Origin of the sequence: Streptomyces sp. NPDC048352 (genome assembly GCF_040651895.1) — a bacterium.
Classification (GTDB): domain Bacteria; phylum Actinomycetota; class Actinomycetes; order Streptomycetales; family Streptomycetaceae; genus Streptomyces.
This window is the reverse complement of the sequence record NZ_JBEZKZ010000003.1, coordinates 99445-124971: the sequence shown is the minus strand read 5'-3', so window position 1 is coordinate 124971 and position 25527 is coordinate 99445. Positions and strand designations below refer to the sequence as shown.

The following is a 25527-nucleotide window of genomic DNA, read 5'->3' as shown; positions in this document are numbered from 1 at the left end:
CCGGAGCAGACCCGTCAGGCCCGGATGCCGTCGCAGGCGATCGGCAGGTGGCGCGGGCCGCGCAGGACCGCGTTCTGCCGGTACGGGGGCGGGTCCTCCAGCAGCCGCGGGTTCTCCAGCCGGCGGGCCAGCTCGCTCAGGGCCAGTGCGGCCTCCAGCCGGGCCAGCGGCGCCCCGAAACAGCTGTGGATCCCGCTGCCCAGGCCCAGGTGCTGGACGTCCTCCCGGTCCGGGTCGAACCGGTCCGGATCCGGGAACCGCTTGGGGTCGCGGTTGCCCGAGGCCAGCACCAGCCAGATGGACGCCCCCTGCGGGATGGTCACACCGCCGATCTCGATGTCCGCGAGGGCGGTGCGCTGCGGGACCAGCTGGACCGGCGGCTCGTAGCGCAGCAGCTCCTCGACGATCGGCACCGCCAGCGCCGGGTCCGCGCGCAGCCGTTCGAGCACCTCGGGGTGGCGCAGCAGGGTCAGCATGCCGTTGGTGATGAGGTTGACCGTGGTCTCGTGCCCGGCGATCAGCAGCAGCGCCGAGGTGCTCAGCAGCTCCATGGTGGTCATGGCGCCGTCCGGGCCCTGCGCCGTGGCCAGCTCCGAGAGCATGTCGCCGGTGGGGTGCTTGCGGCGCTCCTCGATCAGCCCGGCCAGGTACATGCCGAGCTCCATGCGGGCGTCCTTGGACTTCTTGGCCCGGCCCTTGGGGTCGGGGGCGTCCGGATCGGGGTCGAGGCTGGCGGCGAGGGTGTCGGCCCACACGTGGAACCTGGCCTCGTCCTCGGGGGGCACGCCCAGCAGCCGGCAGATGACGGTCACCGGGAACGGGTACGAGAACTGCTCGACCAGGTCGATCCGGTCCAGGTGGCCGGACTCCGCGATGCCGTCGATCAGCCCCTTGACGATGCCGCCCAGCTCCCCGCGCATGTCGTGCACGCGGTGCGGGGAGTGCGGAGGGCCGAAGGGCCGGTTGGTCATCCGGCGCAGCCGGTCGTGCTCGGGCGGGTCGAGCCGCAGGAAGGCCGGGGGCAGCACCGCCTCCTCCTCCTGCTCCGGATCGGCCAGCGGGTCACCGTCCGCCGACTTCAGGTTCCGCGCGTCGGAACTGATCCGCGGGTCGTGCAGCAGGCTCCGGATCTCGTAGTAGCCGCTGACCACGTAGGGCCCGCTCCCGTCGTGCGAGACGGGCGTCTTGCGGAGTTCCTCGTACAGCGGGTACGGATTGGCCCGGCTGGAGTAGTCGATGATCTGCCGCAGGAGTTCTTGAGTCATCTGGGGTCCTCGTGCTCAGGGGCGCGCCGGGTTGAAGGTGATCCTCCGGTCGGCCGGTGAGTAGCCGCTGAGGGTGATGGTCGGGCCGTGCGTGGGCACCGACGGGTCGGGGAAGTCGGCCGGGACCGGCTTGTTGCCCTCGGGCCTGCGGTCGACCGTCGCGAACGGCGGCGGGAACGGCGCGGTCCGCTCGATCTGCTCCTGGTAGAAGGGCAGCCAGCGGCAGTTGTCGAAGGTGACGGCGCCGATGACGCGCCCCTGGTAGCCGTAGACCGCGGCGAAGCGGCGCTCGGCGCGCGACCCCTGGGTGAAGAGGATCTCGGTGCCCATCGAGGGCACCCCGACCGACTTGATGTTCACGCCGAACTGGGAGGACCAGAAGGCCGGGACCCACAGGTGCGGGCGCCGGTCGGAGCTCTCGCTCAGCATGTTGTGCGCGGCCGTGCGGGCCTGCTCCACGGCGTTGCCCCAGTGCTCCAGCGACAGGAACTGGTATCCGAACAGGGCGTGCGGGGAACGGGCCACGTCACCCGCCACGTAGATGTCGTCGGTGACGATGCCGCGGATGTCGAAGGCCCGGCAGCCCGCGTCGCAGGCGATGCCCCGGGGCCCCGCGCCAAGCCCTGACCCGGCGAGCCACTCCGTGTTGCGCTGCGCGCCGAGGCCGACGATCACGGTGTCCGTCTCCAGGACGGTGCCGTCCGACAGGTGGGCTGCGCGCACCTGCCCGGAGGAGTCGCCCTCCAGGGCGGTCACCATGATCCCGGTCCGCAGGTCGACGCCGTGCTCGCGGTGCATCTCCGCCGCGACCTCGCCGATCACCCCGCCCAGCGCGCCCACCAGCGGTGCGGCGCCGCGCTCGGCGACGGTGACCTCCAGGCCGCGCTCGCGGCAGGCGGAGGCGATCTCGGAGCCGGTGAACCCGGCGCCGATGACCAGCACCCGGCGCGGACCGGCGGCGAGCCGGCGCTCCAGGGCGAGCCCGTCGTCCCGGGTGCGCAGGGTGAGGACGCCCTCCAGGGCGGCTTCCTCCTCGTTCGGCCAGCGCCGGGCCCGGACGCCGGTGGCGATGAGGAGCCGGTCGTACTCGACCTCGTCGCCGTCGGCGAGCCTCACCCGTCCGGCCGCCATGTCCAGGCCCGTGGCGGGCACGCCGAGGCGCCACTTGGCGTTGATGTCCCGGGTGCGCGGCAGCAGCGTACGGTCGGGCGTCGTCCTGCCCAGCAGCACCTGCTTGGACAGCGGGGGCCGGTCGTACGGTTCGTGGGGTTCGTCGCCGATCATCGTCAGGGAACCCGCGAACCCCTTCTCGCGCATCGTCTCGGCGGCCCGCAGTCCCGCGAGGGACGCCCCCACGACGACGATGCGGCCTTCGCGCTTGAGCCGCTCCAGGGCTGCGTCACCGCTCACCGCGCGCCTCCGCCGTCGACAGGGACCCGTTCACCGCGTCCAGCAGGATGGCCCTGACGGGGCAGGCGTGCACGGCGCGGACGACGTCGTCGCGGTGCTCCTCGTCGGGCTGCGGGTCGTAGAGCAGGGACTCGTCACCGTGCATGGCGAAGACGTCCGGCGCGAGGAACGCGCACTGGGCGTAGCCCTGGCACCGGTTGAGGTCGACGACAAGCCTCATGAGGCATCAGCCCTTCCGTGACCTGTTGACCCCCGCGGCCCCCGACACCCTCCCGACCTCCAGCATGCGCGCGTGCCCCGGCCGCCGCCCGCCGGAGGGGACCAGGACCACCCGGCCATCAGGCCGGCCGCCGCAGGTGGGTGCGCAGCAGGTGCAGGCTGACCACGAGCACCCAGAAGGGGAAGACCAGCTCCACCCAGGGCACGCCGGAGCCGAGGGCGAGCAGCACCAGCCCGGTGGCGAGGCCCAGCACGACCAGCGGACGGGGGAAGACGCCGAGCCGGTGCCCGATGGTCGAGGTGACGAAGACGAAGACGGCCGCCATGCGCATCGCGTACGTCGTCAGCACGGTGTACGCGAAGGGGCGGCCGAACCCGGACGGCGGAACGGGCTCCTGGAGCACGGTCCCGGCCGCGGCGGCCGCGACGAACAGGGTGGCGACGAAGAGGCAGCCGCTGCCGAGGAACACCGTCGAGACGAACCGGTCCTCGCCCTCGCCCGCGTGCTCGCGCAGGGCTCCCATGAACCACAGGAAGAAGATCCCGGCGAAGGGGACGATCTCCAGCGCGAGGCGGACCGCCCAGCGGTCGTCCTCGGCGACGGGGGCGTCGGCCGGGCTCCCGGAGGGGACGGCGATGCGCATCAGGACGATCGCCGCCGCGAGCAGCACGGCGAAGACGAGCCCGGCCGCCCCGGCGGCCCGCGGGGTGCGCATCCGCCTGGTGGTGGACTCCATGCCTCCAGCAGGCGGCACCCGCCGGGCCCCCGCCACCCGGGCGGCCCCACGGGAGTGAACCCGGGCGCGGGGGCGGGAGCCCGAGGTGTCAGGCCACCGGAACGGAAGCCGGCTCCCCGGCGGGCTCCTCGGCCCCGTCGTGGTTGCCGTACCAGGCCACCGCGACGGCGCCCGCGACCGCCAGGACGAAGCCGGTCACCGCGAGCCACGCCAGACCCGGGCGGGAGGCGTCGCCGAGCCACAGGACGCCGATCGCGCCCGGCAGCACGGTCTCGCCCACGACGAGGGCGGCCGTGGCGCCGTTCACCGAGCCGATCTGGAGGGCCACGGTGTGCAGGTACATGCCGCCGATGCCGGCCACCAGGATGGCGTACAGGGCCGGGTCCGTCAGGAAGGTCACCGGGTCGAAGGGGTCCACGCCGTCGAGGATGCGCACGCCCACGCCCAGCGCGCCGAAGGCGAGCCCCGACAGCAGGCCCGCCAGGATCGCGGCGCGGGCACCGAGGAGGCGTACGGCCACCGTGCCGCCGATGATGATCAGCAGGGTCACGGCCAGCAGCCACCAGTGCGTGGCCATCGGGGCGTGGTGGCCGCCCTCGTGGCCGGCGGCGGTCGCGAGCAGCACCAGCGCGGCGCAGACGACGCCGATCGAGGTCCACTCCTTCCGGCTCAGCCGGATCCCCAGCATCTTCACACTGAGCACGGCCGTGATGACCAGGTTGGCGCTGATCACCGTCTGAGAGAGGAACAGGGGCAGCAGACGGGCCGCCAGCGCGCCCAGGGCGAAGCCCACGAAGTCCAGGACGGTGCCGACGATGAACTCCCAGGTCATCGCGGCCTTGGCGGTGGAGGTCAGGTTCGGTCCGCCGTGGGCGGTCACCCCGGCGGCCGCCGGGGAGGTCCGGGCGGCGCGGCGGGAGCCGACGGCTTGCAGGACAGAGCCCGTCCCGTAGCAGATGGACGCCGCGACGGCGGTCAGCAGGCCTATGAGCACAGAGGGCTCCGTTCAACGTCTGGCAGGTAAGGCGGTACCTCTGCCAGACGCGGGAACGCGCCCGGAAGTTGCCTCCGCAAGGGAATGCGTTGACCGGTTCTTTGCCCGGCCGCAGCTCAGGCCATGGCCGCGAGCGCGTCGGGGACCTCGTCCACCGAGTCCACCAGCGCGATCCGGGACTCCATCTCCCGTCCCCGCGCCAGCGCCCGCAGCAGCGGCCAGACCGGCAGGTGCACGGTCCAGTGGGCCCGGTCGACCAGGACCATCGGGGTCGGCTCGGAGCGCGACCGGTAGTAGTTCGGGGTCGCGTTGTCGAAGACCTCCTGCACGGTGCCGGCCGCGCCCGGCAGGAACACCACGCCCGCGTTGCACCGGGAGAGCAGCCCGTCCTCGCGGGTGGCGTTCGCGAAGTACTTGGCGATCTGCGCCGCGAAGGCGTTCGGGGGCTCGTGCCCGTAGAACCAGGTGGGGATCCCCACCGAGTCGCCGCCCCGGGGCCAGCGCTCGCGCACGGCGAAGGCCGCGCGCGCCCAGTCGGAGACCGACGGGGCGAAGGAGGGGACCTCCGCCAGCAGCTCCAGCGCCTGCGGCAGGGCCTCGTCGGGGGCGGGAGCCAGGTAGGCGCCGAGGTTGGCGGCCTCCATCGCGCCGGGGCCGCCGCCCGTGGCGACCGTCAGCCCGGAGCGGGACAGGGCCCGGCCGAGTTCCGCGGCGCCGCGGTAGTCCGCCGCGCCGCGGACCATGGCGTGGCCGCCCATCACGCCGACGACGCGGGCGCCCGCGAGGTGTTCGCCGAGGGCGTCGGAGACGGCGTCGTCGTGGAGGGAGCGGAGCATCGAGGAGAAGACGTCGCCGTCCGAGCCGGTCTCCTGGAACCAGGCGTAGGCCTGCGCGTCCGGGGTGGCCTCGTAGCCCCCGTCCAGGCCGGCGAACAGCTCCTCGGCCGTGTAGAGCAGACCCCGGTACGGGTTGAACGGCAGGTCCGGTACCGGCGGGAAGACGAGCGCGCCGTCCGCGCGGACCTTCACCGAGGCGTCGGGCTCCATCGCGCAGCCCAGGAACACGGCCGCGGACGTGTCCGCGGACAGCAGCGCGAAGGTCCGCTCCAGGAGGTTGAGCGACTGGACGCGGTAGCCGCTCAGCGAGCCCCGGGCGACGACCCGGTCGAACTCGGCGAGCGTCTCGATCTCGATGTCTGCGTGGGCCATTCGGCCCACCCTAAGGGCAGGCCGCCTCAGCGGGTCAGCGCCGGCACCGTCAGCTCCGCCACACCCCAGCCGAGCGCCGCGGCGGCCCCGAGCAGCGCCGCCGCCCGCAGCACCACGGCGCTGCGCAGCACCGCGCCCGGCGTGCCGAGGCCGGCCAGCGCCTCCCGGGCGGGCGAGCGGGCCTGGCGCGACTCGATCGCGGAGGTGAGCAGGGTCGCGGCCGCACACAGGGCCACCAGGGCGGCGGCGGGCCCGGTCAGCGGCCCCAGCGGGGCGAGGGGCTCGCCCCGGCCGCGCAGGGCGAGGGCGGTGAGGGCGGCCGCGCCGACGGCGGCGAGCACCCCCAGGGGCCGTCCCAGCCGGGGCGCGTCCTCCTGGAGGCCGCGCCCGGCCAGCAGCCGCAGCAGCCCGGGCCGCAGGGCCTGCACCAGGGTCCCGCACGCGTAGGCCAGCCCCGGACCGGCGAGGGCGAGTCCGGCCGCGACCAGCATCCCGCCGGCCGGGACGGCGGCTCCGGTGGGCGGGGAGTACGCCAGGACGGCGAGCCCGCAGGCAGCGATCCCCACCCCCCAGGGCACGCCGGTCTGCGGGGCCAGTCCGGCGTGCGCCGGCCGGGGCCGCAGCGCGAGGGCCGTCGCGGCGGCGGCGGTCAGCGGGGCCAGGGCCAGCAGCGTGAGGGCGGCGGCCACCGGCAGCGGCCGTCCGGCGTGCAGCAGCCCGGCACCGGCGCCGTCGAAGGGCAGCCCGGCGAGGTCGCCCCGCAGGTGGAGGAAGGCGGCGAGGGCCAGGGCGCTGCCCAGGGCGCACGCGATGGCACTGGAGACCGCCGCGACCAGCGCGAGCCGTACGGGGCCGAGCCCGGCGGCGTCGAGCCCCTCGCGGGGCCGCGCCGCCGGGTCGGTGCGGGCCACGGCCACCGCGAGCTGCACGGTGGCGGCGAGCGGTACCAGCGCCCACAGCAGGCGGGCGGACGACGCGGCGGATCCGGCCGGTCCGGAGACGGCCGCCTCCTCCAGGACGTACAGCAGCAGGAACCCGCTCCCGGCGGCGGCGGCCGCGACCAGCAGCCGGCGCAGCTGGACCACCGGGCGGGAGCCGCGGACTAGGCGGAGAGCGAGCACGCGGCCTGGTCCTCCGTCGTCCCGGGGGAGCCGTCGGCCGCGGCGCCGGCCGGGCGGCCGTCGAGCAGCTCCAGGGTGCGGTCGGCGGCGGCCGCGGTCTCCTCGTCGTGGCCGGCCAGCAGGACGGTGATGCCGTGCGAGCGGGCGGCCGTGGTCAGCGTACGCAGCAGCAGCGCGCGCTCGGCGCTGTGCAGGGGGGCGGTCGGATCGTCGGCGAAGAGCACCGCGGGCTGCGCGACCAGGGCGCGGGCCAGTGCGACCCGCTGGGACTCGGCGCGGTTCAGGGCGCTGGGGCGCTTGCCGGCGAAGCCGTCGATGTCGAGGCGCTCCAGCCATGCGCGGGCGGCGCGCCGGGCGGCGCGGTGGGAGGCGCCGCGGATCAGCAGGGGCAGGGCGGCGTTCTCCCACACCTTGAGCTCGGGCAGCAGTTGCGGTTCCGGCCCGATGCAGGCGAACCGGTCGCGGCGCAGGCGCTCGCGGGCCGAGGCGTTCAGGGTGTGGACGGGGACGCCGTCGAACCAGACCTCGCCCTGTTCGGGCACCAGCTGCCCGGCCAGACAGCGCAGCAGCGTGCTCTTGCCGCTGCCGCGGGGGCCGGTCACGGCGAGGATCTCGCCCTGGCGGACTCCGGCGGAGACCCCGATCAGGCCGGGCGTACCGCTGTGGGAGTAGTGCAGGGACCGTGCCCAAACCAGGTCGTCCTGCGGCGGGGCAGGGTCGGGGGGTCGGGCTGTGTCCGGTGGAGCCACCATGGCGTACACCTCCGTCCGGGGAACGAAGCGGAGCCCATTCGGTCACTGGCGCCGCAATGAGATGTAAAGAGATGAACGTCTTGAATGGTGACAGCACACGGCCCGGACCCCCGCGTTCTACTCGAACGGAGGATCCGGGCCGTGTGGGCGGGCCGGTGGGGCCGGGGCCGGCTAGAGCTTGGTCCACGCCTCGGTGAGCACCGAGCGCAGGATGCCTTCGATCTCGTCGAAGGTGCCCTGGTCGGCGATCAGCGGCGGGGCCAGCTGGATGACCGGGTCCCCGCGGTCGTCGGCGCGGCAGTACAGGCCGTTGTCGAAGAGCGCCTTGGAGAGGAAGCCGTAGAGCACGCGCTCGGTCTCCTCGTCCGTGAAGGACTCCTTGGTGACCTTGTCCTTGACGAGCTCGATGCCGTAGAAGAAGCCGTTGCCGCGGACGTCGCCGACGATCGGAAGGTCGTGCAGCTTCTTCAGGGTGTTGAAGAAGTTGCCCTCCTGGTCCAGCACGTGCTGGTTCAGGCCTTCCTTGTCGAAGATGTCGAGGTTGGCGATGGCCACCGCGGAGGACACCGGGTGTCCGCCGAAGGTGTAGCCGTGCAGGAAGGTGTTGTCGCCCTTGTAGAACGGCTCCGCGATGCGGTCGGAGACGATGCAGGCGCCGATCGGGGAGTAGCCCGAGGTCATGCCCTTGGCGCAGGTGATCATGTCCGGCACGTAGCCGAACTTGTCACAGGCGAACATCGTGCCGAGGCGGCCGAACGCGCAGATGGTCTCGTCGGAGACGAGCAGCACGTCGTAGGTGTCGCAGATCTCGCGGACCCGCTGGAAGTAGCCGGGCGGGGGCGGGAAGCAGCCGCCGGCGTTCTGCACGGGCTCCAGGAAGACGGCGGCGACGGTGTCGGGGCCCTCGAAGAGGATCTGCTGCTCGATCTGGTCGGCGGCCCAGCGGCCGAAGGCCTCGGGGTCGTCGCCGTGGATCGGGGCGCGGTAGATGTTGGTGTTCGGCACCTTGTGCGCGCCGGGGACCAGCGGCTCGAAGGGGGCCTTCAGGGCCGGCAGGCCGGTGATGGACAGCGCGCCCTGCGGGGTGCCGTGGTAGGCGACCGCACGCGAGATGACCTTGTACTTGGTGTGCTTGCCCTGCAGCTTGAAGTACTGCTTGGCGAGCTTCCAGGCGGTCTCGACGGCCTCGCCGCCACCGGTGGTGAAGAAGACCTTGTTCAGGTCGCCCGGGGCGTAGTCGGCGAGGCGCTCGGCGAGCTCCACGGCCTTGGGGTGCGCGTACGACCACACGGGGAAGAACGCGAGCTCCTGGGCCTGCTTGTAGGCGACCTCGGCCAGTTCCTTGCGGCCGTGACCGGCGTTGACCACGAACAGTCCGGCGAGACCGTCCAGGTAGCGCTTGCCCTTGTCGTCGAAGATGTAGGTGCCTTCACCCCGCACGATGGTGGGGACGGGCGCGTTCTCGTACGACGACATGCGGGTGAAGTGCATCCACAGGTGGTCGTACGCGGTCTTGGAGAGGTCTTGGCTCACGGGCTATCGGGTTCCCCACATGTAGGTCTGCTTCTTCAGCTTCAGGTAAACGAAGCTTTCGGTTGATCGCACGCCGGGGAGCGTGCGGATCTTCTTGTTGATCGTTTCGAGCAGGTGGTCGTCGTCCTCGCAGACGATCTCCACCATCAGGTCGAACGACCCCGCGGTCATCACGACGTACTCGCACTCGGCCATGGCGGTCAGAGCATCGGCCACCGGGTCGAGATCTCCCTCGACGTTGATGCCGACCATGGCCTGGCGTCGCAGGCCCACGGTGAGCGGGTCGGTGACGGCGACGATCTGCATCACGCCCTGGTCGAGCAGCTTCTGCACGCGCTGGCGCACCGCCGCTTCGGAGAGGCCCACGGCCTTGCCGATCGATGCATAGGGACGGCGGCCGTCCTCCTGCAGTTGCTCGATGATCGCCAGGGACACAGCATCGACCGAAGGGGACGGTTGTCTGTTCCTGGAATCTGCGCTTCGACTGACCACGACCTCACTGTGCACGAGGAGTCGTCTGTTCCGCAACCCGTAATCGATGAAATCCGTTGTGTGCGATCTCTGAATGAACGGATTTCGTAGTTGGTGAGGTCTGGCTCTGTCGAAAGCGTCGGCCGAGGGGCTAGGCTTGGAGAGTCGTCTCAATCATTGGACATGTGATCAGGAGAGTGGCTGTAGTGACCACCGAACTGCGTCGTCTGCGCAACTACATCGGCGGGGAGTTCAAGGACGCCGCCGACGGGCGGACCACCGACGTGGTCAACCCCGCGACCGGCGAGGTGTACGCCACCGCCCCGCTCTCGGGCCAGGCCGACGTCGACGCCGCCATGGCGGCTGCCGCCGCGGCCTTCCCGGGCTGGCGCGACACCACGCCCTCGGAGCGCCAGAAGGCCCTGCTGAAGATCGCGGACGCCTTCGAGGCCCGCGCCGAGGAGCTGGTGGCCGCCGAGTCGCAGAACACCGGAAAGCCGCTGGCGCTCACGGCCAGCGAGGAACTGCCCCCGATGGTGGACCAGATCCGCTTCTTCGCGGGCGCCGCGCGCCTGCTCGAGGGCCGCTCGGCCGGCGAGTACATGGACGGCATGACCTCGATCATCCGCCGTGAGCCGGTCGGCGTCTGCGCCCAGGTCGCCCCGTGGAACTACCCGATGATGATGGCCGTGTGGAAGTTCGCCCCGGCCATCGCGGCGGGCAACACCGTCGTCCTCAAGCCCTCGGACACCACCCCGGCCTCGACCGTCCTGATGGCCGAGATCATCGACTCCATCCTGCCCAAGGGCGTCTTCAACGTCGTCTGCGGCGACCGCGAGACCGGCAAGGCCATGGTCGAGCACTCCACCCCGGCGATGGCCTCCATCACCGGCTCGGTGCGCGCCGGCATGCAGGTCGCCGAGAGCGCCTCCAAGGACGTCAAGCGCGTCCACCTGGAGCTCGGCGGCAAGGCCCCCGTCGTGGTCTTCCAGGACGCCGACATCGCCAAGGCCGTCGAGGACATCGCCGTCGCGGGCTACTTCAACGCCGGCCAGGACTGCACCGCCGCCACCCGCGTGCTGGTGCACGAGTCCATCCACGACGAGTTCGTCTCCGCGCTCGCCAAGGCCGCCGCCGAGACCAAGACCGGCCAGCCGGACGACGAGGACGTGCTCTACGGCCCGCTGAACAACCCGAACCAGCTCAAGCAGGTCGCGGGCTTCATCGAGCGCCTCCCCGCGCACGCCAAGGTCGAGGCGGGCGGCCACCAGGTCGGCGACAAGGGCTACTTCTACGCCCCGACCGTCGTCTCCGGCCTGAAGCAGGACGACGAGATCATCCAGAACGAGGTCTTCGGCCCCGTCATCACCGTCCAGTCCTTCACCGACGAGGCCCAGGCCCTGGAGTACGCGAACGGCGTCGAGTTCGCCCTCGCCTCCTCCGTGTGGACCAAGGACCACGGCCGCGCGATGCGCATGTCCAAGAACCTCGACTTCGGCTGCGTGTGGATCAACACCCACATCCCGCTCGTCGCCGAGATGCCCCACGGCGGCTTCAAGAAGTCCGGCTACGGCAAGGACCTCTCCGCCTACGGCTTCGAGGACTACACGCGCATCAAGCACGTCATGACCTCGCTCGACGGCTGATCCGCGGCCGCCGCGCGCGGTCGGCGGCGCACTGATCACCGAAGGGTCCTGACGGGGCGGGCAGTAGACATCATGTCTATTGCCCGCCCCTTCGCGCTGGCCGAGGCTGAGGCCATGCCTGAACTCGTCTCCCGTCGCGCGGCGCTGCGCGGCCTCGGTGCCGCGGGCCTGCTCGCCGCCCTCGCCGGCTGCGGCGTGCCCGCGGCCTACGTCCCGGAGGACCGGCGCCGGGGCCGGGACCTCTCGGACCGCGACCGCGCCCTTTCCTTCTCCAACTGGCCGCTCTACATCGACACCGACGACCAGGACGAGGAGAGCCGCCCGACGCTGGAGGCCTTCTCCCGGAGGACCGGCATCGAGGTCCGCTACAGCGAGGAGATCAACGACAACGACGAGTTCTTCGGCAAGGTCAGCCCGTCGCTGATGAACCACCAGCCGACCGGCCACGACCTGGTGGTGGTCAGCGACTGGATGGCCGCCCGCTTCGTCCACCTGGGCTGGGCCCAGAAGATGGACCGTGCGGCCCAGGCCAACGTCACCCGGTACCTGGACCCGCAGCTGCGTTCCCCCGCCTTCGACGAGGGCCGCCTGCACACCGTCCCCTGGCAGTCCGGGATCACCGGCATCGCCTACAACCGCAAGGCGCTCGGCCGGGAGATCAAGTCCGTCCGGGACCTCTGGAAGCCCGACCTGGCCGGCAAGGTGACCCTCTTCTCCGGCCTCGACGAGTCCTTCGCCCTGCTGATGCAGGGCAACGGCACCGACGTCACCCGCTGGACCGAAGCCGACTTCCACCGGATGTGCGACCAGGTCGAGACCATGGTGCACAAGAAGCACATCCGCCGCTTCACCGGCAACGACTACACCTCCGATCTCGGCAAGGGCGACGTCCTGGCCTGCCAGGCCTACTCGGGCGACGTCATCCAGCTCCGGGCCGACAACCCCGACATCGAGTTCGTGGTCCCCGAGGAGGGCGCCGAGCTGTGGGCCGAGAGCCTGCTCGTCCCCAACCTCGCCCGGCACAAGGCCAATGCCGAGGCGCTCGTCGACCACTACTACGACCCGGCGGTGGCGGCGGAGCTCGCGGCGGCCGTCAACTACGTCTGCCCCGTGCCCGCCGCCCGCGAGGTCCTGGCCGCCTCCCCGGACGAGGAGACCGCCCGGCTCGCCGAGAACCCGCTGATCTTCCCCGACGAGGCGATGCGCTCCCGCCTCGCCGTGGCCCGGGACATCTCCTCGGCCGAGCGCCCCGCCTTCGCCAAGCGCTGGAACGCCATCGTCGGACTGTGATCACGGTCTCGGGGATCCCCTTCTGGTGGTCGGTGATCGACATGTCGTTCGGCGTGTTCGGCATCCTGCCCCTGCTGGTCCTGCGCCGGCTGATCAAGCGCCTGGAGGCGCTTCAAGGAGACGGCGATGCCGGCTACTTGGAGAAGGCCGCCGCGACGATGCCGTAGGTCGTCCCGTTCAGGTCACGCCCCTTGGCATCGGTGGAGTTCACCGAGAACACCAGGGTCCGGGACAGGTCCCGGGTGCCGCCGATGACCGTGCTGTAGCCGTGCCGGGAGCCCGTCTTGCCGTAGGCCTTCGTGCCGTCCGGCAGGACGAACTCCGCCATCCCTGCCGTGTGCACGGCGTGTTCGCCCTTTTCGCCGGCCGCGTCCGGCACGTCCGGCACCGTGAACATCTCCTCCAGCTGCGCCTTCGGTACGACCGCCCCGCCGAACAGCGCCACCGTGAAGCGCTCCAGGTCCGCGGTGGTCGATATCAGATCCCCCGCGGCCCAGTTGGCCGAGGAGTTCCACTCCGACACGTCGACCAGCGCGCGGCTCCCGTCGGGCCGTTCCACCGCCTGGTAGCCGTGGTGGTGGGGGCCCGGTATGCGGTTCTGGGTGCGGGACGGGAACGAGGTGTGGCGCAGGCCCAGCGGCTTGAGGATCCGGTCGGAGACGGCCTTCTCGTACGCCGACCCCGTCAGCCTCTCGATCAGCACGCCCAGCACCGTGTAGTGGATGTTGCCGTAGCGCTGCTTCGTCCCCGGGTCGTACTCGGGCCCCTTGGCCACCGCCCCCGCGATCAGCGCCCGCGGGTCGACCACGTCGAACCGGTGGGCGTACTCGTCCTCGAAGGTGTCACCGGGACCGTCGGCGGACCGCAGGCCGCTGGTGTAGTTCAGCAACTGCCGCACGGTGACCGGCTTGAAGCCCTTGGGGCCGTCCGGGAGCAGGCCGGGGAGGTACTCCTGCACCGGCCGGTCCAGGCCCACCCTGCCCTCGGCCGCCAGCTGGAGCACCACCGCCGCCGTGAAGGTCTTCGTCACCGAACCGGCCCGGAACCGGGCGTCCTCGATCGCCTGGCGCCCGCTGCGGACGTCCGCGACGCCCGAGCTTCCGCGCCAGCTGCCGCTCGTACCACCCACCCGGACCAGGGCGGCCGTCGCTTCCCGGTGCCCCGCGCCCAGACCCGTGATGGCCTTCCGCAGCGCCGCCGCATCCGGCGGCGTGCTGAACACGGGCGAGGGCGCGGGCGCCGAGACCGGAGCCGGTGCGGGAGCGGCCTGCGCGCCGGCCACCGGCCCGGCGGCGACGCCCAGAACCAGAGCGGCGGCGAGCAGTGTGCGCGTACGTGCCTTCATGACGGTCCCCCTGTGTGCGATCCGCGGGGCCGCTGCCCCCCGATGACCTCAATGCTGCCGGTCACACGGGTAGGTGCGGATCACCACCGAGAGGGGTCTTCAGCGGTACGACAACTCACCGGCGCGAGGGAGGCGACACGCCGTCCCTCACTCCCCAGAGGGAGTACCCGCCGCGATCAGCCCCGTCTCGTACGCACAGATCACCGCCTGGATCCGGTCGCGCAGCCCCAGCTTCGCCAGCACGTTCCCCACGTGCGACTTCACCGTGTGCTCGCTCACCACCAGCGCCGACGCGATCTCGGCATTCGACAGCCCCCGCCCCAGGTGCAGCAGCGTCTCCCGCTCCCGGGCCGTCAGCACCTCCAGCCGGCCGGCGGCCAGGGCGGGCGCGGCCGGCCGGGCCGTCGCCGCCGTGTACTCCTCGATCAGCCGCCGCGCCACCGACGGCGCCAGCAGGGACTCGCCCGCCGCCACCACCCGCACCGCGTGCACCAGGTCGTCCCGCCGCACGTCCTTCAGCAGGAACCCGCTCGCCCCCGCGTGCAGCGCCTCGTACACGTACTCGTCCGAGTCGAAGGTCGTCAGCATCACCACCCGGCAGCCACCGCGCGCCGTGATCGCCCGGCAGGCCTCGATCCCGTCCAGCACCGGCATCCGGATGTCCAGCAGCGCCACGTCCGGCGCCAGCCGCTCCACCGCCGCGGCCGCCGCGGCGCCGTCGCCCGCCTCCGCGACCACCTCGATGTCCTCCTGGGCGTCCAGGATCATCGCGAAGCCGCTGCGCACCAGTTCCTGGTCGTCGGCCACCACCACACGGATCGTCACTTCCCCACCTCCAGCGGCGAGGGTACCGACGACGCGAGGACCACCCGCACCGCGAAGCCGCGCCCGCCCGGCCCCGGGCCGGCCTGCGCGGTCCCGCCGTGCGCCGCCGCCCGCTCGCGGATGCCGATCAGTCCGTGCCCGCCGCCCGGGGAGGGAACCGGCCCCCGGCCGTCGTCCGCGACCGTCACCGTGAGCTCCCTCGGCCCGTACTCCAGCCGCACCTCCACCGCCGCGGCCCCCGCGTGCCTGACCACGTTGGTCAGCGCCTCCTGCACCACCCGGTGCACCGTCGCCTCCAGCGCGGCCGGCAGCTCGCGCACCGCGCCCGTCCGCTCGTACGACACCCGCAGGCCGCCGGCCCGGACCCGGTCCACCAACTCCGCCAGCCCCGCGATCCCCGGCTGCGGGCTCCTCGGCGGGACCTCGTCCGTGCGCAGCACACCGAGCATCGTCCGCAGCTGCGCCATCGCGTCGCGCCCCGTCTCGGCTATGGCCTCGAACGCCGCCTCGGCCCGTTCCGGGGCCCTGCGCACGGCCACCGGGCCGGCCTCCGCCTGCACGATCATCAAGCTGACCGCGTGCGAGAGGACGTCGTGCATCTCCCGTGCGATCCTGGCCCGCTCACGTGCCGCGGCCTGCTCCGCCTCGATCCGGTTGGCCCGCTCCAGCTCGGTGGCGCGGGCCTCGACGGCCGCGGTGTAGGCCTGCCGGGTGTGCTGGAGCCGGCCGAGGGCGTAGGCCGCCGCCGAGACGAAGAGGGTGAAGAGCAGCTCCCGCGCCGTCCCCGTCTCCCAGCCCACCGACAGCGCGACCGCCACCACCGTGGCCAGCCCCACGGCCGCGCGGACCGGGGGCGTGCACAGCAGGGCGACCGTGTAGAAGGCGATGAGACCCGCGTACGGCAGCGGCTGGCCGGGCCCGTCGACGGCGACGTTGTAGATCCCGCCGATGACGATGACCGCCGCCAGCACGCCCACCGGTGCCCGGCGCCGCCAGATCAGGGGCAGCACGGCGAGCGTGGTCAGCGCGTACGAGGTCCAGGTCACGGCCGGCAGCCCGGGCGGCCGGGGCACGACGAACGGCATCGTCACGGCCAGCTGCACCAGCAGGGTCAGGCCCAGGTCCTGCCGGCGCGGATCGGCCCGCCGGATCCGGTCGCCGAGGCCGCCGAGGCCGCGTATCACCGGCCGGACTCGGCCCGCACGGCGGCCAGCACGTCCACCCTGTTGGTGGTGACGGAGTCCACCCCGGCCCGGAGCAGGGCCCGCATCGAGCGCTTGGTGTCCGCGGTCCAGGCCGACACCAGCAGCCCGTCGCGGTGCAGGGCCCGCGTCAGCTCCGGACCGACCAGCCCGAAGCGGTAGTTGAGCCACCGCGGGGCCACGGCGTCGATCAGCACCCGGCGCGGCGGCGAGAGGGTGGTCCAGGTCAGTGCGATCTCCGCGCCCGGGTCGGCGGCGCGGACCGCGAGCATGGTGTTCGGCCCGGCGCAGTAGTACGTACGGTCGCGCGCCCCGCACTCGCGCACCAGGTCGACGACGGTCTTCACCGCCTCGTACGTGGCACCCGGCAGATCGATCATCAGCCGGCCGTCCCCGGCCGCGGCCTCCGCCAGCGCCTCCCGCAGGGTCGGGATCCCGCCCTGCGCGAGTTCCTTCAACTGCGGGGCCGTGACGGCGTCCAGGCGCACGTCGTGCCCCCACAGCCGCTCCAGCGTCTCGTCGTGCAGCAGGACCGGCACACCGTCGCGGGTGAGCCGTACGTCGATCTCCACCGCGTCCGCTCCGCGCGCGAAGGCGGAGCGGACGGAGGCGAGGGTGTTCTCACGGAAACGGTAGGGATCGCCGCGGTGGCCGACGGCAGTCAGGGTGCTCATGCCCCCATTCTCAGGGGCGCCGGCGGTCAAGTGGACTCAGCGGGCGAGCCATTCGGCGGTGTACGCGTCGATCTCCGCGATGAGCTCCGCCTTGCCGGCCGCGTCCAGGAAGGAGGCCTCGACGGCGTTCTTGGCGAGCTGGGCGAGGCCGCGCTCGTCGAGGTCGAGGAGGCGTGCGGCGACCGCGTACTCGTTGTTGAGGTCGGTGCCGAACATCGGCGGGTCGTCGCTGTTGACGGTGACGAGCACACCCGCCGCCACCATCTCCTTGACCGGGTGCCGGTCCAGGTCGGTCACGGCGCGGGTGGCGATGTTGGAGGTGGGGCAGACCTCCAGGGCGATGCGGTGCTCCGCGAGGTACTTCAGCAGCTCCGGGTCCCGGGTGGAGCTGGTGCCGTGGCCGATGCGCACGGCGCCCAGCTCGCGGATGGCGTCCCAGACGGTCTCCGGGCCGGTGGTCTCGCCGGCGTGCGGCACGCTGTGCAGGCCGGCGGCGCGCGCCCGGTCGAAGTACGGCTTGAACTGCGGGCGCGGGACGCCGATCTCGGGTCCGCCCAGGCCGAAGGAGACCAGGCCCTCGGGGCGCAGGTCGACGGCGAGGCGGAGGGTCTCGGCGGCGGCCTCCAGGCCGGCCTCGCCGGGGATGTCGAAGCACCAGCGCAGGACGACGCCGAGTTCGGCCTCGGCGGCCTTGCGGGCGTCCTCGATGGCCTCCATGAAGGCCTGCTCGTCGATGCCGCGGCGGGTGGAGGAGTAGGGGGTGATGGTGAGTTCGGCGTAGCGGATGTTCTGCCGCGCCATGTCGCGGGCCACCTCGAAGGTGAGGGTGCGCACGTCCTCCGGGGTGCGGACCAGGTCCACGACCGACAGGTAGACCTCGACGAAGTGGGCGAAGTCGGTGAAGGTGAAGTAGTCGGCCAGCGCTTCGGGGTCGGTGGGGACCTTCGAGTCGGGGTGGCGGGAGGCGAGTTCGGCCACGATGCGGGGGGACGCGGAACCGACGTGGTGGACGTGGAGTTCGGCCTTGGGCAGCCCCGCGATGAAGGGGTGCAGGTCGGACATGGAGGCCTCCGGGAGGACACGCGTGCGGGCAGGTCGGGTTCATCGTAGGCAGGCCCCGGCGGTGTCGGTGGCAGCGCTTAGCATGGCCGTACGAGAGGGGGGCGCCGTATGACCGACCACAGCCCTGAACCGAGCGACCCGTGGGCGCCGCCCGAGCGACCCGCGGCCGATCCCGGCGGGCGCCCGGCGGACCGGTCGGTGCCGCCGGTGCACGAGCAGCCCACGATGGCGGGGATGCCGGGAGTGCCGCCCGCCGCCGCCCCCTCGGCGTACCCGCCGCCCGCGCCGGCCCCTTCCGCGTACCCGGCGCCCCAGCCGGCCCCGCACCCCGGGTACCCGCAGCCGCCGGCTCCCGGGCCGGCGTACGGGTACCCGGCACAGCCGGGCCCCGGAGCGTACGCCTACCCCGGTGGGCCGGTGCAGCCGGGCCACCCCGGGTACCCCGGATACCCGGGCGGGCCGGGAGTCCCCGGGTACCCGTACCCCTACGCGGCGCCGCCCGCGAGCAACGGCTTCGGGGTCGCCTCCCTCGTGCTCGGCATCATCTCCGTGATGGCCTGCGCCACCATGATCGGGCCGATCGCCCTCGGCATCGCGGCCGTGGTCTTCGGGGCGCTGGGCCGGGGCAAGGCCGCCCGCGGTGAGGCGACCAACGGGGGCGTGGCCCTGGCCGGCCTCATCCTCGGCGCGGTCGGCATCGTGCTGGGCATAGGCATGACGCTGCTCGTCTTCGTCCTGCCCGAGGTCGGCGACTCCGACGACGGCGGCGACGCCCCGTCCTCGGTCTCGCAGGTCGACACCCGGGCCCGCGAACGGGTCTGATCCGCCCGCCCGGACGGCCCGGCCCCGCCCGGCCCCGGTTACCGCGGGACGGCCGACAGCAGGGTCGGGACCATGTACGGCCCGTCCGGGGCGGCGCGGGGGAGCGGGACCCAGGTCAGCCCCACCATCCGCGGGCAGGCGCAGTCCAGGTGGCCGTCGACCCCCAGCACCGGCTCGCCGGGGGCGACCTCCACCCGGAAGCAGGTGGTCCACCCGGAGGGGTAGGGCGCCTCGTACGCGTACCGCACCTCCAGGGGTCGCAGCCCCGTCTCCTCGGCCACCTCCCGCCGGACCGCCGCCTCCAGATCCTCGCCGGGCTCCACACCGCCCCCCGGCAGCGTCCAGTACTCCGCCCCGTCGTGCCGCCCGGACGGCCCCCGTCCCCGCTCGCGCACCATCAGCACACGGCCCTCGCGCACGATGACGGCCGCCACCCGGAGCCGGCCCGTCACGCGGCCTGCGAGCGCAGCCGCTCCCGCGCCTCCATCAGGGCGAAGCCCAGCAGGTTCAGGCCGCGCCAGCGGGCCGGCTGGAGGGCCCGCTCGTCGTCGGGCGCCAGCCCGATGCCCCAGATCCGGTCCACCGGGCTCGCCTCGACCAGCACCCGCGACCCCGTGCCCAGCAGGTAGGAGCGCAGCGCCGGGTCGGAGCCGAACTTGTGCACGCTGCCCTCGACGACCAGCGCGAACCGCTCCCGCTGCCAGACCTGTTCGTCGAAGCCCCGCACCAGCCGCCCGGCCTTCTTCGCCGCTGCCGGACTGCGCGCCTCCAGCGCGGCTCGCCCGGCCTCCATGTCCCCGAACAGGCGCGCCTTGCCGGCCATCATCCAGTGCTCGGCCGTTGCGTACCGGACGTCACCCACAGTGAAGGGAGACGGCCACCACTGGCTGAGGCAGCTCCGCCCGAGCTTCCCGTCCGGCTGCGGCCGGTGGCCCCAGAAGGGCAGGTACTTCACCCGCTCACCCCGGCTGACCTGCCGGATCAAGTCGTCGATCATCTCCATGCACGCGAGTCTGGCAGTCACCACTGACACTTCGTACGGGATTTCGGGGATGCCTCGACATATGGTCGACCGATTCCGTCGCGTAATCAAAAGGCAACAACGGAATCACTTGGCGGGGGAGGGCGCCTCTGTCAGGATCGGCACTCAACTCGAGCTGTAGCTACGGAGAGCGTGAGAGCGATGGGTAACCGCTTCCAGGTCAAGGACCGCTTCGCAGACGGCGCGCAGTACATCGACGGCAGGCTCCGGTCGGGCACCTCGGGGCGGTCGCACACCGTCGTCGATCCCGCCACCGGCCAGGAGGTGCTCACCTACGAACTGGCCGGCCCGGCGGACGTGGACGAGGCCGTGGCCGCCGCGAAGCGGGCCTTCCCCGCCTGGTCCGGCGCCACCCCCGGCGAGCGCTCGGACGCCCTGCACCGGCTGGCCGCCGTACTGGCCGCGCAGGCGGAGGACTTCGCGTACGCCGAGTCGCTCCAGTGCGGCAAGCCCCTCAAGCTGTCGACGGAGTTCGACGTGCCGGGGACCATCGACAACACCGCCTTCTTCGCGGGTGCGGCCCGCCACCTCCAGGGCCAGGCGGCCGCCGAGTACTCGGGGGACCACACCTCCTACGTACGCCGCGAGGCCATCGGGGTCGTCGGCTCCATCGCCCCCTGGAACTACCCCCTCCAGATGGCCGCCTGGAAGATCCTCCCGGCGATCGCCGCGGGCAACACCATCGTCCTCAAGCCGGCCGAGCTCACCCCGCTCACCTCGCTGATGTTCGCCCAGGCCGCCACGGAGGCGGGCATCCCCGACGGCGTGGTCAACATCGTCACCGGCGCCGGACGGGACGCCGGCGAGCACCTGGTCGGCCACCCGGACGTGGTCATGACCTCCTTCACGGGCTCCACCGCGGTAGGCAAGCGCGTCGCCGAGATCGCGACCGCCACCGTCAAGCGGCTCCACCTGGAGCTGGGCGGCAAGGCGCCGTTCGTCGTCTTCGACGACGCCGACCTGGAGGCCGCCGCCCAGGGCGCGGTCGCCGCCTCGCTGATCAACACCGGCCAGGACTGCACCGCCGCCACCCGGGCCTACGTCCAGCGCCCCCTCCACGACGCCTTCACGGCCCGCGTCGCCGAGCTGATGGAGGGCGTCCGCCTCGGCGACCCCTTCGCCCCCGGCACCGACCTGGGCCCGCTCGTCTCGCACGCCCAGCGCGACCGGGTCGCCGCGTTCGTCGAGCGCGCCCGCGCGTACGCCACCGTCGTCACCGGCGGCGAGATCCCGCAGGCCGGCGAAGGGGGCGGCAGCCTCGCCGAAGGCGCGTACTACCGGCCGACCCTGATCTCCGGCGCGGCCCAGGACAGCGAGGCCGTCCAGTCGGAGATCTTCGGCCCGGTCCTGGTCGTCCTGCCCTTCGACACCGACGACGAGGGCCTGGCCCTGGCCAACGACACCCCGTACGGCCTCGCGGCCTCCGCCTGGACACGGGACCTCTACCGGGCGAACCGCGCCACCCGCGAGCTCAAGGCGGGCTGCGTCTGGGTCAACGACCACATCCCGATCATCAGCGAGATGCCGCACGGCGGCTACAAGGCGAGCGGCTACGGGAAGGACATGAGCGCTTACTCGTTCGAGGAGTACACGCAGGTCAAGCATGTGATGTTCGACAATACTGCGGTCGCCGCGAAGGACTGGCACCGCACCGTCTTCGGGGACCGATAGAAGCCTGCCGCCCGACCCGCGGCCACGAATCCCGAAAGGGCAACGCGCATGGAGCAGTTCGAGCCCGACCGTCTCTCGGCGGCGCAACTCGCCGCGATGCGGCGCAGCCTCACCAGCGGGCGCGGCGCCCTCACCCGCCGCTCCCTGCTGCGCGCCTCCGGAGTCGGGGCGCTCACCCTGGGCGGCCTCTCCGCCCTCACCGCCTGCGGCATCCCGCCCGCCAGGCGCGAGGGCGGCGCGGTGGCGTCCGACGACCACTCGGACCAGGAGAAGGAGATCACCTTCTCCAACTGGACCGAGTACATGGACACCAGCGACGACGAGAAGACCCGTCCCACGCTGGAGGAGTTCACCAAGCGCACCGGGATCCAGGTCAAGTACACCGAGGACATCAACGACAACGTCGAGTTCTTCGGCAAGATCCGCCCGCAGCTCGCCGCCGGCCAGGACACCGGCCGCGACCTGATCGTCGTCACCGACTGGCTCGCCGCCCGCATCATCCGCCTCGGCTGGGCGCAGAAGCTCGACCCCTCCCACCTCCCGCACGCCTACGCCAACCTCATCCCGCAGTTCCGCAACCCCGACTGGGACCCGGGCCGCGCCCACAGCTACCCCTGGACCGGCATCGACACCGTCATCGCCTACAACTCCAAGGCCACCGACGGCAAGAAGGTCGACTCCGTCACCCAGCTCCTCGACGACCCCTCCCTCAAGGGCCGCGTCGGCTTCCTCACCGAGATGCGCGACTCCGTCGGCATGACCCTGCTCGACCAGGGCAAGGACCCGGCGCACTTCACCACCGCCGACTACGACACGGCGATCGGCCGGCTCCAGAAGGGCGTCGACACCAAGCAGATCCGCCGCTTCACCGGCAACGACTACACCGCCGACCTCGACAAGGGGGACCTGGCGGCCTGTCTCGCCTGGGCGGGCGACGTCATCCAGCTCCAGGCCGGCAACCCCGACATCAAGTACGCGATCCCGGCGGCCGGATACATCACCTCCAGCGACAACCTGCTGGTCCCCGTCAAGGCCCGGCACAAGGCCAACGCCGAGAAGCTCATCGACTACTACTACGAGCCCGAGGTCGCGGCGCAGCTGGCCGCGTTCATCAGCTACGTCTGCCCCGTCGACGGCGTCAGGGAAGAGCTCGCCAAGATCGACCCGGCGCTCGCGGACAACCCGCTGATCGTCCCGGACAAGGAGATGGCCTCCAAGGCCCGCGCCTTCCGCTCCCTCACCAGCGAGGAAGAGACGGCGTACGAGGAGAAGTTCGCCAAGCTCATCGGCGCCTGACCGGACCGACGTACCGGCACCCCACCCGCGCCCCGCCCCCTTCCACGACACCACCACCGAAGGCCCAGGCCCATGACCGACAAGACCGCGAGCGGCGACGTCCGCCTCGCCGGGATCAGCAAGCACTACGGCTCCTTCACCGCGGTGCACCCGCTGGACCTCACCATCCCCCAGGGCTCCTTCTTCGCCCTGCTCGGCGCCTCGGGCTGCGGGAAGACCACCACCCTGCGCATGATCGCCGGCCTGGAGGAGCCCTCCACCGGCACGGTCAGCCTCGGCGACCGCGAGGTGACCCACCTGCCGCCGTACAAGCGCCCGGTCAACACCGTCTTCCAGAGCTACGCGCTGTTCCCGCACCTGAGCATCTACGAGAACGTCGCCTTCGGGCTGCGCCGCCGCGGCGTCAAGTCCGTCAAGAAGCAGGTCGACGACATGCTGGAACTGGTCCAGCTCGGCCAGTTCGCCCAGCGCAAGCCGCACCAGCTCTCCGGCGGCCAGCAGCAGCGCGTGGCCGTCGCCCGCGCCCTGATCAACCACCCCCAGGTGCTGCTGCTCGACGAGCCGCTGGGCGCCCTCGACCTCAAGCTGCGCCGCCAGATGCAGCTGGAGCTGAAGCGCATCCAGACCGAGGTCGGCATCACCTTCGTCCACGTCACGCACGACCAGGAGGAGGCCATGACGATGGCCGACACGGTCGCGGTGATGAACGGCGGCCGCGTCGAGCAGCTGGGCGCCCCCGCCGAGCTGTACGAGAACCCGCGCACCACCTTCGTCGCCAACTTCCTCGGCACCTCGAACCTGATCGCGGCCTCCGTGGAGTCCACCGGCTCCGACGTGACCGTCTCGGCGTCCGGCACCGCCCTCCGGCTGCCCGCCGCCCGATGTTCGACCACGCCCCGCGCGGGCGGACAGCTGCTCGTCGGCGTGCGCCCCGAGAAGATCTCGCTGGTCCCGGCGGCCGAGGAGCACACCGTCGCCGCCGGCCGCAACAAGGTCACGGGCAGGATCGCCGACTCCTCCTTCATCGGCGTCTCCACCCAGTTCGTCATCGACAGCCGGGTCTGCCCGGAGCTGGAGGTGTACGTCCAGAACATCGAGCGGGACGAGCGCCTGGTCCCCGGCGCCGAGGTGGTCCTGCACTGGAACCCGGAGCACACCTTCGGCCTGGACGCCGCCCAGGACATAGAGGCGGGCATCGAGACGGTCGAGGAGAGCGCGTGACCGCCACCGCCGCGCCCCCCGGGGCCCCCGCACCCGCCGAGCCCCCGGTCCACAGGGCGTCGCTGAAGAAGCGCCTGATCCCGTACTGGCTGCTGCTGCCCGGCATCGTCTGGCTGCTCGTCTTCTTCGTGCTGCCGATGGTCTACCAGGCCTCCACCTCGGTCCAGACCGGCTCCCTCGAAGAGGGCTTCGAGGTCACCTGGCACTTCCAGACCTACTGGGACGCCCTGACCGAGTACCTCCCGCAGTTCCTGCGCTCCCTGCTCTACGCCGGCACCGCGACCGTGCTGTGCCTGCTGCTGGGGTACCCGCTGGCCTACCTGATCGCCTTCAAGGCCGGCCGCTGGCGCAACCTCCTGCTGGTCCTCGTCATCGCCCCCTTCTTCACCAGCTTCCTGATCCGCACGCTGGCCTGGAAGACGATCCTTGCCGACGGCGGCCCGGTCGTCGGCGCCCTCGACGCCGTCGGCTTCCTCGACGTCACCAGCTGGCTCGGCATGACCGAGGGGGACCGGGTGCTGGCCACGCCGCTCGCGGTGGTCTGCGGTCTGACCTACAACTTCCTCCCCTTCATGATCCTGCCGCTCTACACCTCGCTGGAGCGCATCGACACCCGCCTCCACGAGGCCGCGGGCGACCTGTACGCCCGCCCCGCCACCGTGTTCCGCAAGGTCACCTTCCCGCTCTCGATGCCGGGAGTGGTCTCCGGGACCCTGCTCACCTTCATCCCGGCGAGCGGCGACTACGTCAACGCCGAACTGCTCGGCTCCACCGACACCCGGATGATCGGCAACGTCATCCAGTCGCAGTACCTGCGGATCCTCGACTACCCGACAGCGGCCGCGCTGTCCTTCATCCTCATGGCCATCGTGCTGATCATGGTCACCGTCTACATCCGCCGAGCGGGCACGGAGGACCTGGTCTGATGCGTTGGCTCCGCCGCAATCTCGTGGTCATCGCGGGCCTCGCCACGCTCGCGTACATGATCCTGCCGAACGTCGTCGTGACGGTGTTCTCCTTCAACAACCCCACCGGGCGGTTCAACTACGCCTGGCAGGAGTTCTCCCTCGACGCCTGGAAGGACCCCTGCGGGGTCGCCGACCTGTGCGGCTCCCTCGCCCTCTCCCTCCAGATCGCCCTGTGGGCCACCCTCGGCGCCACCGTCCTCGGCACCGCCATCGCCTTCGCGCTCGTGCGCTACCGGTTCCGGGCGCGCGGCGCGGTGAACTCGCTGATCTTCCTGCCGATGGCCATGCCCGAGATCGTGATGGCGGCCTCGCTGCTCGCGCTCTTCCTCAACATGGGCATCCAGCTGGGCTTCTGGACGATCCTGATCGCGCACGTGATGTTCTGCCTCAGCTTCGTCGTCGCCGCCGTCAAGGCCCGCGTCCTGTCCATGGACCCGCGCCTGGAGGAGGCCGCCCGCGACCTCTACGCCGGACCGGTGCAGACCTTCCTGAGGGTCACCCTGCCGATCGCCGCCCCCGGCATCGCGGCGGGCGCGCTGCTGTCCTTCGCCCTCTCCTTCGACGACTTCATCATCACCAACTTCAACTCGGGCAACACCGTCACCTTCCCCATGTTCGTGTGGGGCTCGGCCCAGCGCGGTACGCCCGTCCAGATCAACGTCATCGGTACGGCGATGTTCGTCATCGCGGTCCTGGTGGTCCTCGCCGGCCAGTGGGCCGGCAACCGCCGCAAGAAGGCACAACCGAAGTAGA

General features: G+C 72.1%; 26 protein-coding genes. 9 read left to right on the top strand and 17 right to left on the bottom strand.

The features are described 5' to 3' along the window. Positions 1 to 14: 14 nt before the first annotated feature. The 10 genes from AB0D45_RS03035 to AB0D45_RS02990 all read right to left on the bottom strand — a co-directional run bounded on the left by AB0D45_RS03035 (position 15) and on the right by AB0D45_RS02990 (position 9746). The gene (locus AB0D45_RS03035) at positions 15 to 1265 is read right to left on the bottom strand and encodes a cytochrome P450 (protein ID WP_362455025.1); all 1251 of its coding nucleotides are present in this window, start codon (positions 1263 to 1265) and stop codon (positions 15 to 17) included. Positions 1266 to 1280: 15 nt separating this feature from the next. Further along, entirely contained in the window at positions 1281 to 2675 is a 1395-nt protein-coding gene (locus AB0D45_RS03030; RefSeq protein WP_362455024.1) for an FAD-dependent oxidoreductase, read from the bottom strand. Next, positions 2665 to 2895: a ferredoxin gene (locus AB0D45_RS03025; RefSeq protein ID WP_361597976.1), complete on the bottom strand. Its 231-nt coding sequence runs from the start codon at positions 2893 to 2895 to the stop codon at positions 2665 to 2667. Before AB0D45_RS03025 ends, AB0D45_RS03030 begins: the two co-directional genes overlap by 11 nt. 118 nt (positions 2896 to 3013) lie before the next feature. Continuing rightward, positions 3014 to 3631, bottom strand: coding sequence for a hypothetical protein (locus tag AB0D45_RS03020; RefSeq protein WP_362455023.1), 618 nt, complete (start codon positions 3629 to 3631; stop codon positions 3014 to 3016). An 88-nt stretch (positions 3632 to 3719) separates the two neighbouring features. Beyond that, a complete protein-coding gene (locus tag AB0D45_RS03015) occupies positions 3720 to 4625 on the bottom strand; it encodes a hypothetical protein (RefSeq protein ID WP_362455022.1) in 906 nt (301 codons plus the stop codon). A gap of 116 nt (positions 4626 to 4741) precedes the next feature. Continuing rightward, positions 4742 to 5833, bottom strand: coding sequence for a Rossmann fold nucleotide-binding protein (locus tag AB0D45_RS03010; RefSeq protein ID WP_362455021.1), 1092 nt, complete (start codon positions 5831 to 5833; stop codon positions 4742 to 4744). A 26-nt stretch (positions 5834 to 5859) separates the two neighbouring features. Continuing rightward, positions 5860 to 6954 (bottom strand): hypothetical protein, encoded by a 1095-nt coding sequence (locus AB0D45_RS03005; RefSeq protein WP_362455020.1) that lies wholly within the window; start codon positions 6952 to 6954, stop codon positions 5860 to 5862. Continuing rightward, on the bottom strand, positions 6936 to 7706 hold the full coding sequence (locus AB0D45_RS03000; protein ID WP_361597961.1) for an ATP-binding cassette domain-containing protein: 771 nt from the start codon (positions 7704 to 7706) through the stop codon (positions 6936 to 6938). The genes AB0D45_RS03005 and AB0D45_RS03000 overlap by 19 nt, the downstream gene beginning before the upstream one ends. Positions 7707 to 7877: 171 nt before the next feature. Then, positions 7878 to 9239 carry an aspartate aminotransferase family protein gene (locus tag AB0D45_RS02995; RefSeq protein ID WP_007266858.1) on the bottom strand — a complete coding sequence of 454 codons (1362 nt, stop codon included), beginning with the start codon at positions 9237 to 9239 and terminating at the stop codon, positions 7878 to 7880. 3 nt (positions 9240 to 9242) lie between these two features. After that, positions 9243 to 9746 (bottom strand): Lrp/AsnC family transcriptional regulator, encoded by a 504-nt coding sequence (locus AB0D45_RS02990; protein WP_007266859.1) that lies wholly within the window; start codon positions 9744 to 9746, stop codon positions 9243 to 9245. A gap of 170 nt (positions 9747 to 9916) precedes the next feature. Between AB0D45_RS02990 and AB0D45_RS02985 the strand changes: the two genes are divergently transcribed. From AB0D45_RS02985 to AB0D45_RS02975, 3 genes are all read left to right on the top strand, one after another. Continuing rightward, positions 9917 to 11356: a gamma-aminobutyraldehyde dehydrogenase gene (locus AB0D45_RS02985; RefSeq protein WP_361597955.1), complete on the top strand. Its 1440-nt coding sequence runs from the start codon at positions 9917 to 9919 to the stop codon at positions 11354 to 11356. 72 nt (positions 11357 to 11428) lie between these two features. After that, the gene (locus AB0D45_RS02980) at positions 11429 to 12646 is read left to right on the top strand and encodes a spermidine/putrescine ABC transporter substrate-binding protein (protein ID WP_362455019.1); all 1218 of its coding nucleotides are present in this window, start codon (positions 11429 to 11431) and stop codon (positions 12644 to 12646) included. Next, positions 12643 to 12813, top strand: coding sequence for a hypothetical protein (locus AB0D45_RS02975; RefSeq protein WP_362455066.1), 171 nt, complete (start codon positions 12643 to 12645; stop codon positions 12811 to 12813). The genes AB0D45_RS02980 and AB0D45_RS02975 overlap by 4 nt, the downstream gene beginning before the upstream one ends. On the opposite strand, the gene AB0D45_RS02970 is transcribed toward AB0D45_RS02975, so the two are convergent. The 5 genes from AB0D45_RS02970 to AB0D45_RS02950 form a co-directional block, all read right to left on the bottom strand. Further along, positions 12780 to 13991, bottom strand: coding sequence for a serine hydrolase domain-containing protein (locus AB0D45_RS02970; protein ID WP_362455018.1), 1212 nt, complete (start codon positions 13989 to 13991; stop codon positions 12780 to 12782). The two genes, AB0D45_RS02975 and AB0D45_RS02970, sit on opposite strands and share 34 nt — an antisense overlap. Positions 13992 to 14138: 147 nt before the next feature. Further along, complete coding sequence (locus tag AB0D45_RS02965) at positions 14139 to 14816, bottom strand: response regulator transcription factor (RefSeq protein ID WP_362455017.1); 678 nt, start codon at positions 14814 to 14816, stop codon at positions 14139 to 14141. Further along, complete coding sequence (locus tag AB0D45_RS02960; protein ID WP_362455064.1) at positions 14813 to 15901, bottom strand: histidine kinase; 1089 nt, start codon at positions 15899 to 15901, stop codon at positions 14813 to 14815. The genes AB0D45_RS02965 and AB0D45_RS02960 overlap by 4 nt, the downstream gene beginning before the upstream one ends. 95 nt (positions 15902 to 15996) lie before the next feature. Further along, entirely contained in the window at positions 15997 to 16692 is a 696-nt protein-coding gene (locus AB0D45_RS02955; RefSeq protein WP_361597940.1) for a glycerophosphodiester phosphodiesterase, read from the bottom strand. A 36-nt stretch (positions 16693 to 16728) separates the two neighbouring features. Then, positions 16729 to 17754 (bottom strand): adenosine deaminase, encoded by a 1026-nt coding sequence (locus tag AB0D45_RS02950; RefSeq protein ID WP_361597937.1) that lies wholly within the window; start codon positions 17752 to 17754, stop codon positions 16729 to 16731. 108 nt (positions 17755 to 17862) lie between these two features. Here AB0D45_RS02950 and AB0D45_RS02945 point away from each other — a divergent pair, with 108 nt between their 5' ends. Further along, the gene (locus tag AB0D45_RS02945) at positions 17863 to 18576 is read left to right on the top strand and encodes a DUF4190 domain-containing protein (RefSeq protein WP_362455016.1); all 714 of its coding nucleotides are present in this window, start codon (positions 17863 to 17865) and stop codon (positions 18574 to 18576) included. A 38-nt stretch (positions 18577 to 18614) separates the two neighbouring features. Here AB0D45_RS02945 and AB0D45_RS02940 read toward each other — a convergent pair whose 3' ends face one another. Together AB0D45_RS02940 and AB0D45_RS02935 are read right to left on the bottom strand one after the other, a co-directional pair. Further along, on the bottom strand, positions 18615 to 19028 hold the full coding sequence (locus AB0D45_RS02940; RefSeq protein WP_362455015.1) for an NUDIX domain-containing protein: 414 nt from the start codon (positions 19026 to 19028) through the stop codon (positions 18615 to 18617). Then, positions 19025 to 19579, bottom strand: coding sequence for an NADAR family protein (locus AB0D45_RS02935; RefSeq protein ID WP_362455014.1), 555 nt, complete (start codon positions 19577 to 19579; stop codon positions 19025 to 19027). The genes AB0D45_RS02940 and AB0D45_RS02935 overlap by 4 nt, the downstream gene beginning before the upstream one ends. A 180-nt stretch (positions 19580 to 19759) precedes the next feature. Here AB0D45_RS02935 and AB0D45_RS02930 point away from each other — a divergent pair, with 180 nt between their 5' ends. From AB0D45_RS02930 to AB0D45_RS02910, 5 genes are all read left to right on the top strand, one after another. Beyond that, complete coding sequence (locus tag AB0D45_RS02930) at positions 19760 to 21289, top strand: gamma-aminobutyraldehyde dehydrogenase (protein WP_362455013.1); 1530 nt, start codon at positions 19760 to 19762, stop codon at positions 21287 to 21289. Between the two features lie 48 nt (positions 21290 to 21337). After that, the gene (locus AB0D45_RS02925) at positions 21338 to 22585 is read left to right on the top strand and encodes a spermidine/putrescine ABC transporter substrate-binding protein (RefSeq protein WP_362455012.1); all 1248 of its coding nucleotides are present in this window, start codon (positions 21338 to 21340) and stop codon (positions 22583 to 22585) included. Positions 22586 to 22657: 72 nt separating this feature from the next. Continuing rightward, positions 22658 to 23806, top strand: coding sequence for an ABC transporter ATP-binding protein (locus AB0D45_RS02920; protein WP_361597919.1), 1149 nt, complete (start codon positions 22658 to 22660; stop codon positions 23804 to 23806). Further along, on the top strand, positions 23803 to 24732 hold the full coding sequence (locus AB0D45_RS02915) for an ABC transporter permease (RefSeq protein WP_361597916.1): 930 nt from the start codon (positions 23803 to 23805) through the stop codon (positions 24730 to 24732). Before AB0D45_RS02920 ends, AB0D45_RS02915 begins: the two co-directional genes overlap by 4 nt. Then, positions 24732 to 25526 (top strand): ABC transporter permease, encoded by a 795-nt coding sequence (locus AB0D45_RS02910; RefSeq protein WP_362455011.1) that lies wholly within the window; start codon positions 24732 to 24734, stop codon positions 25524 to 25526. The genes AB0D45_RS02915 and AB0D45_RS02910 overlap by 1 nt, the downstream gene beginning before the upstream one ends. Position 25527: the final 1 nt, after the last annotated feature.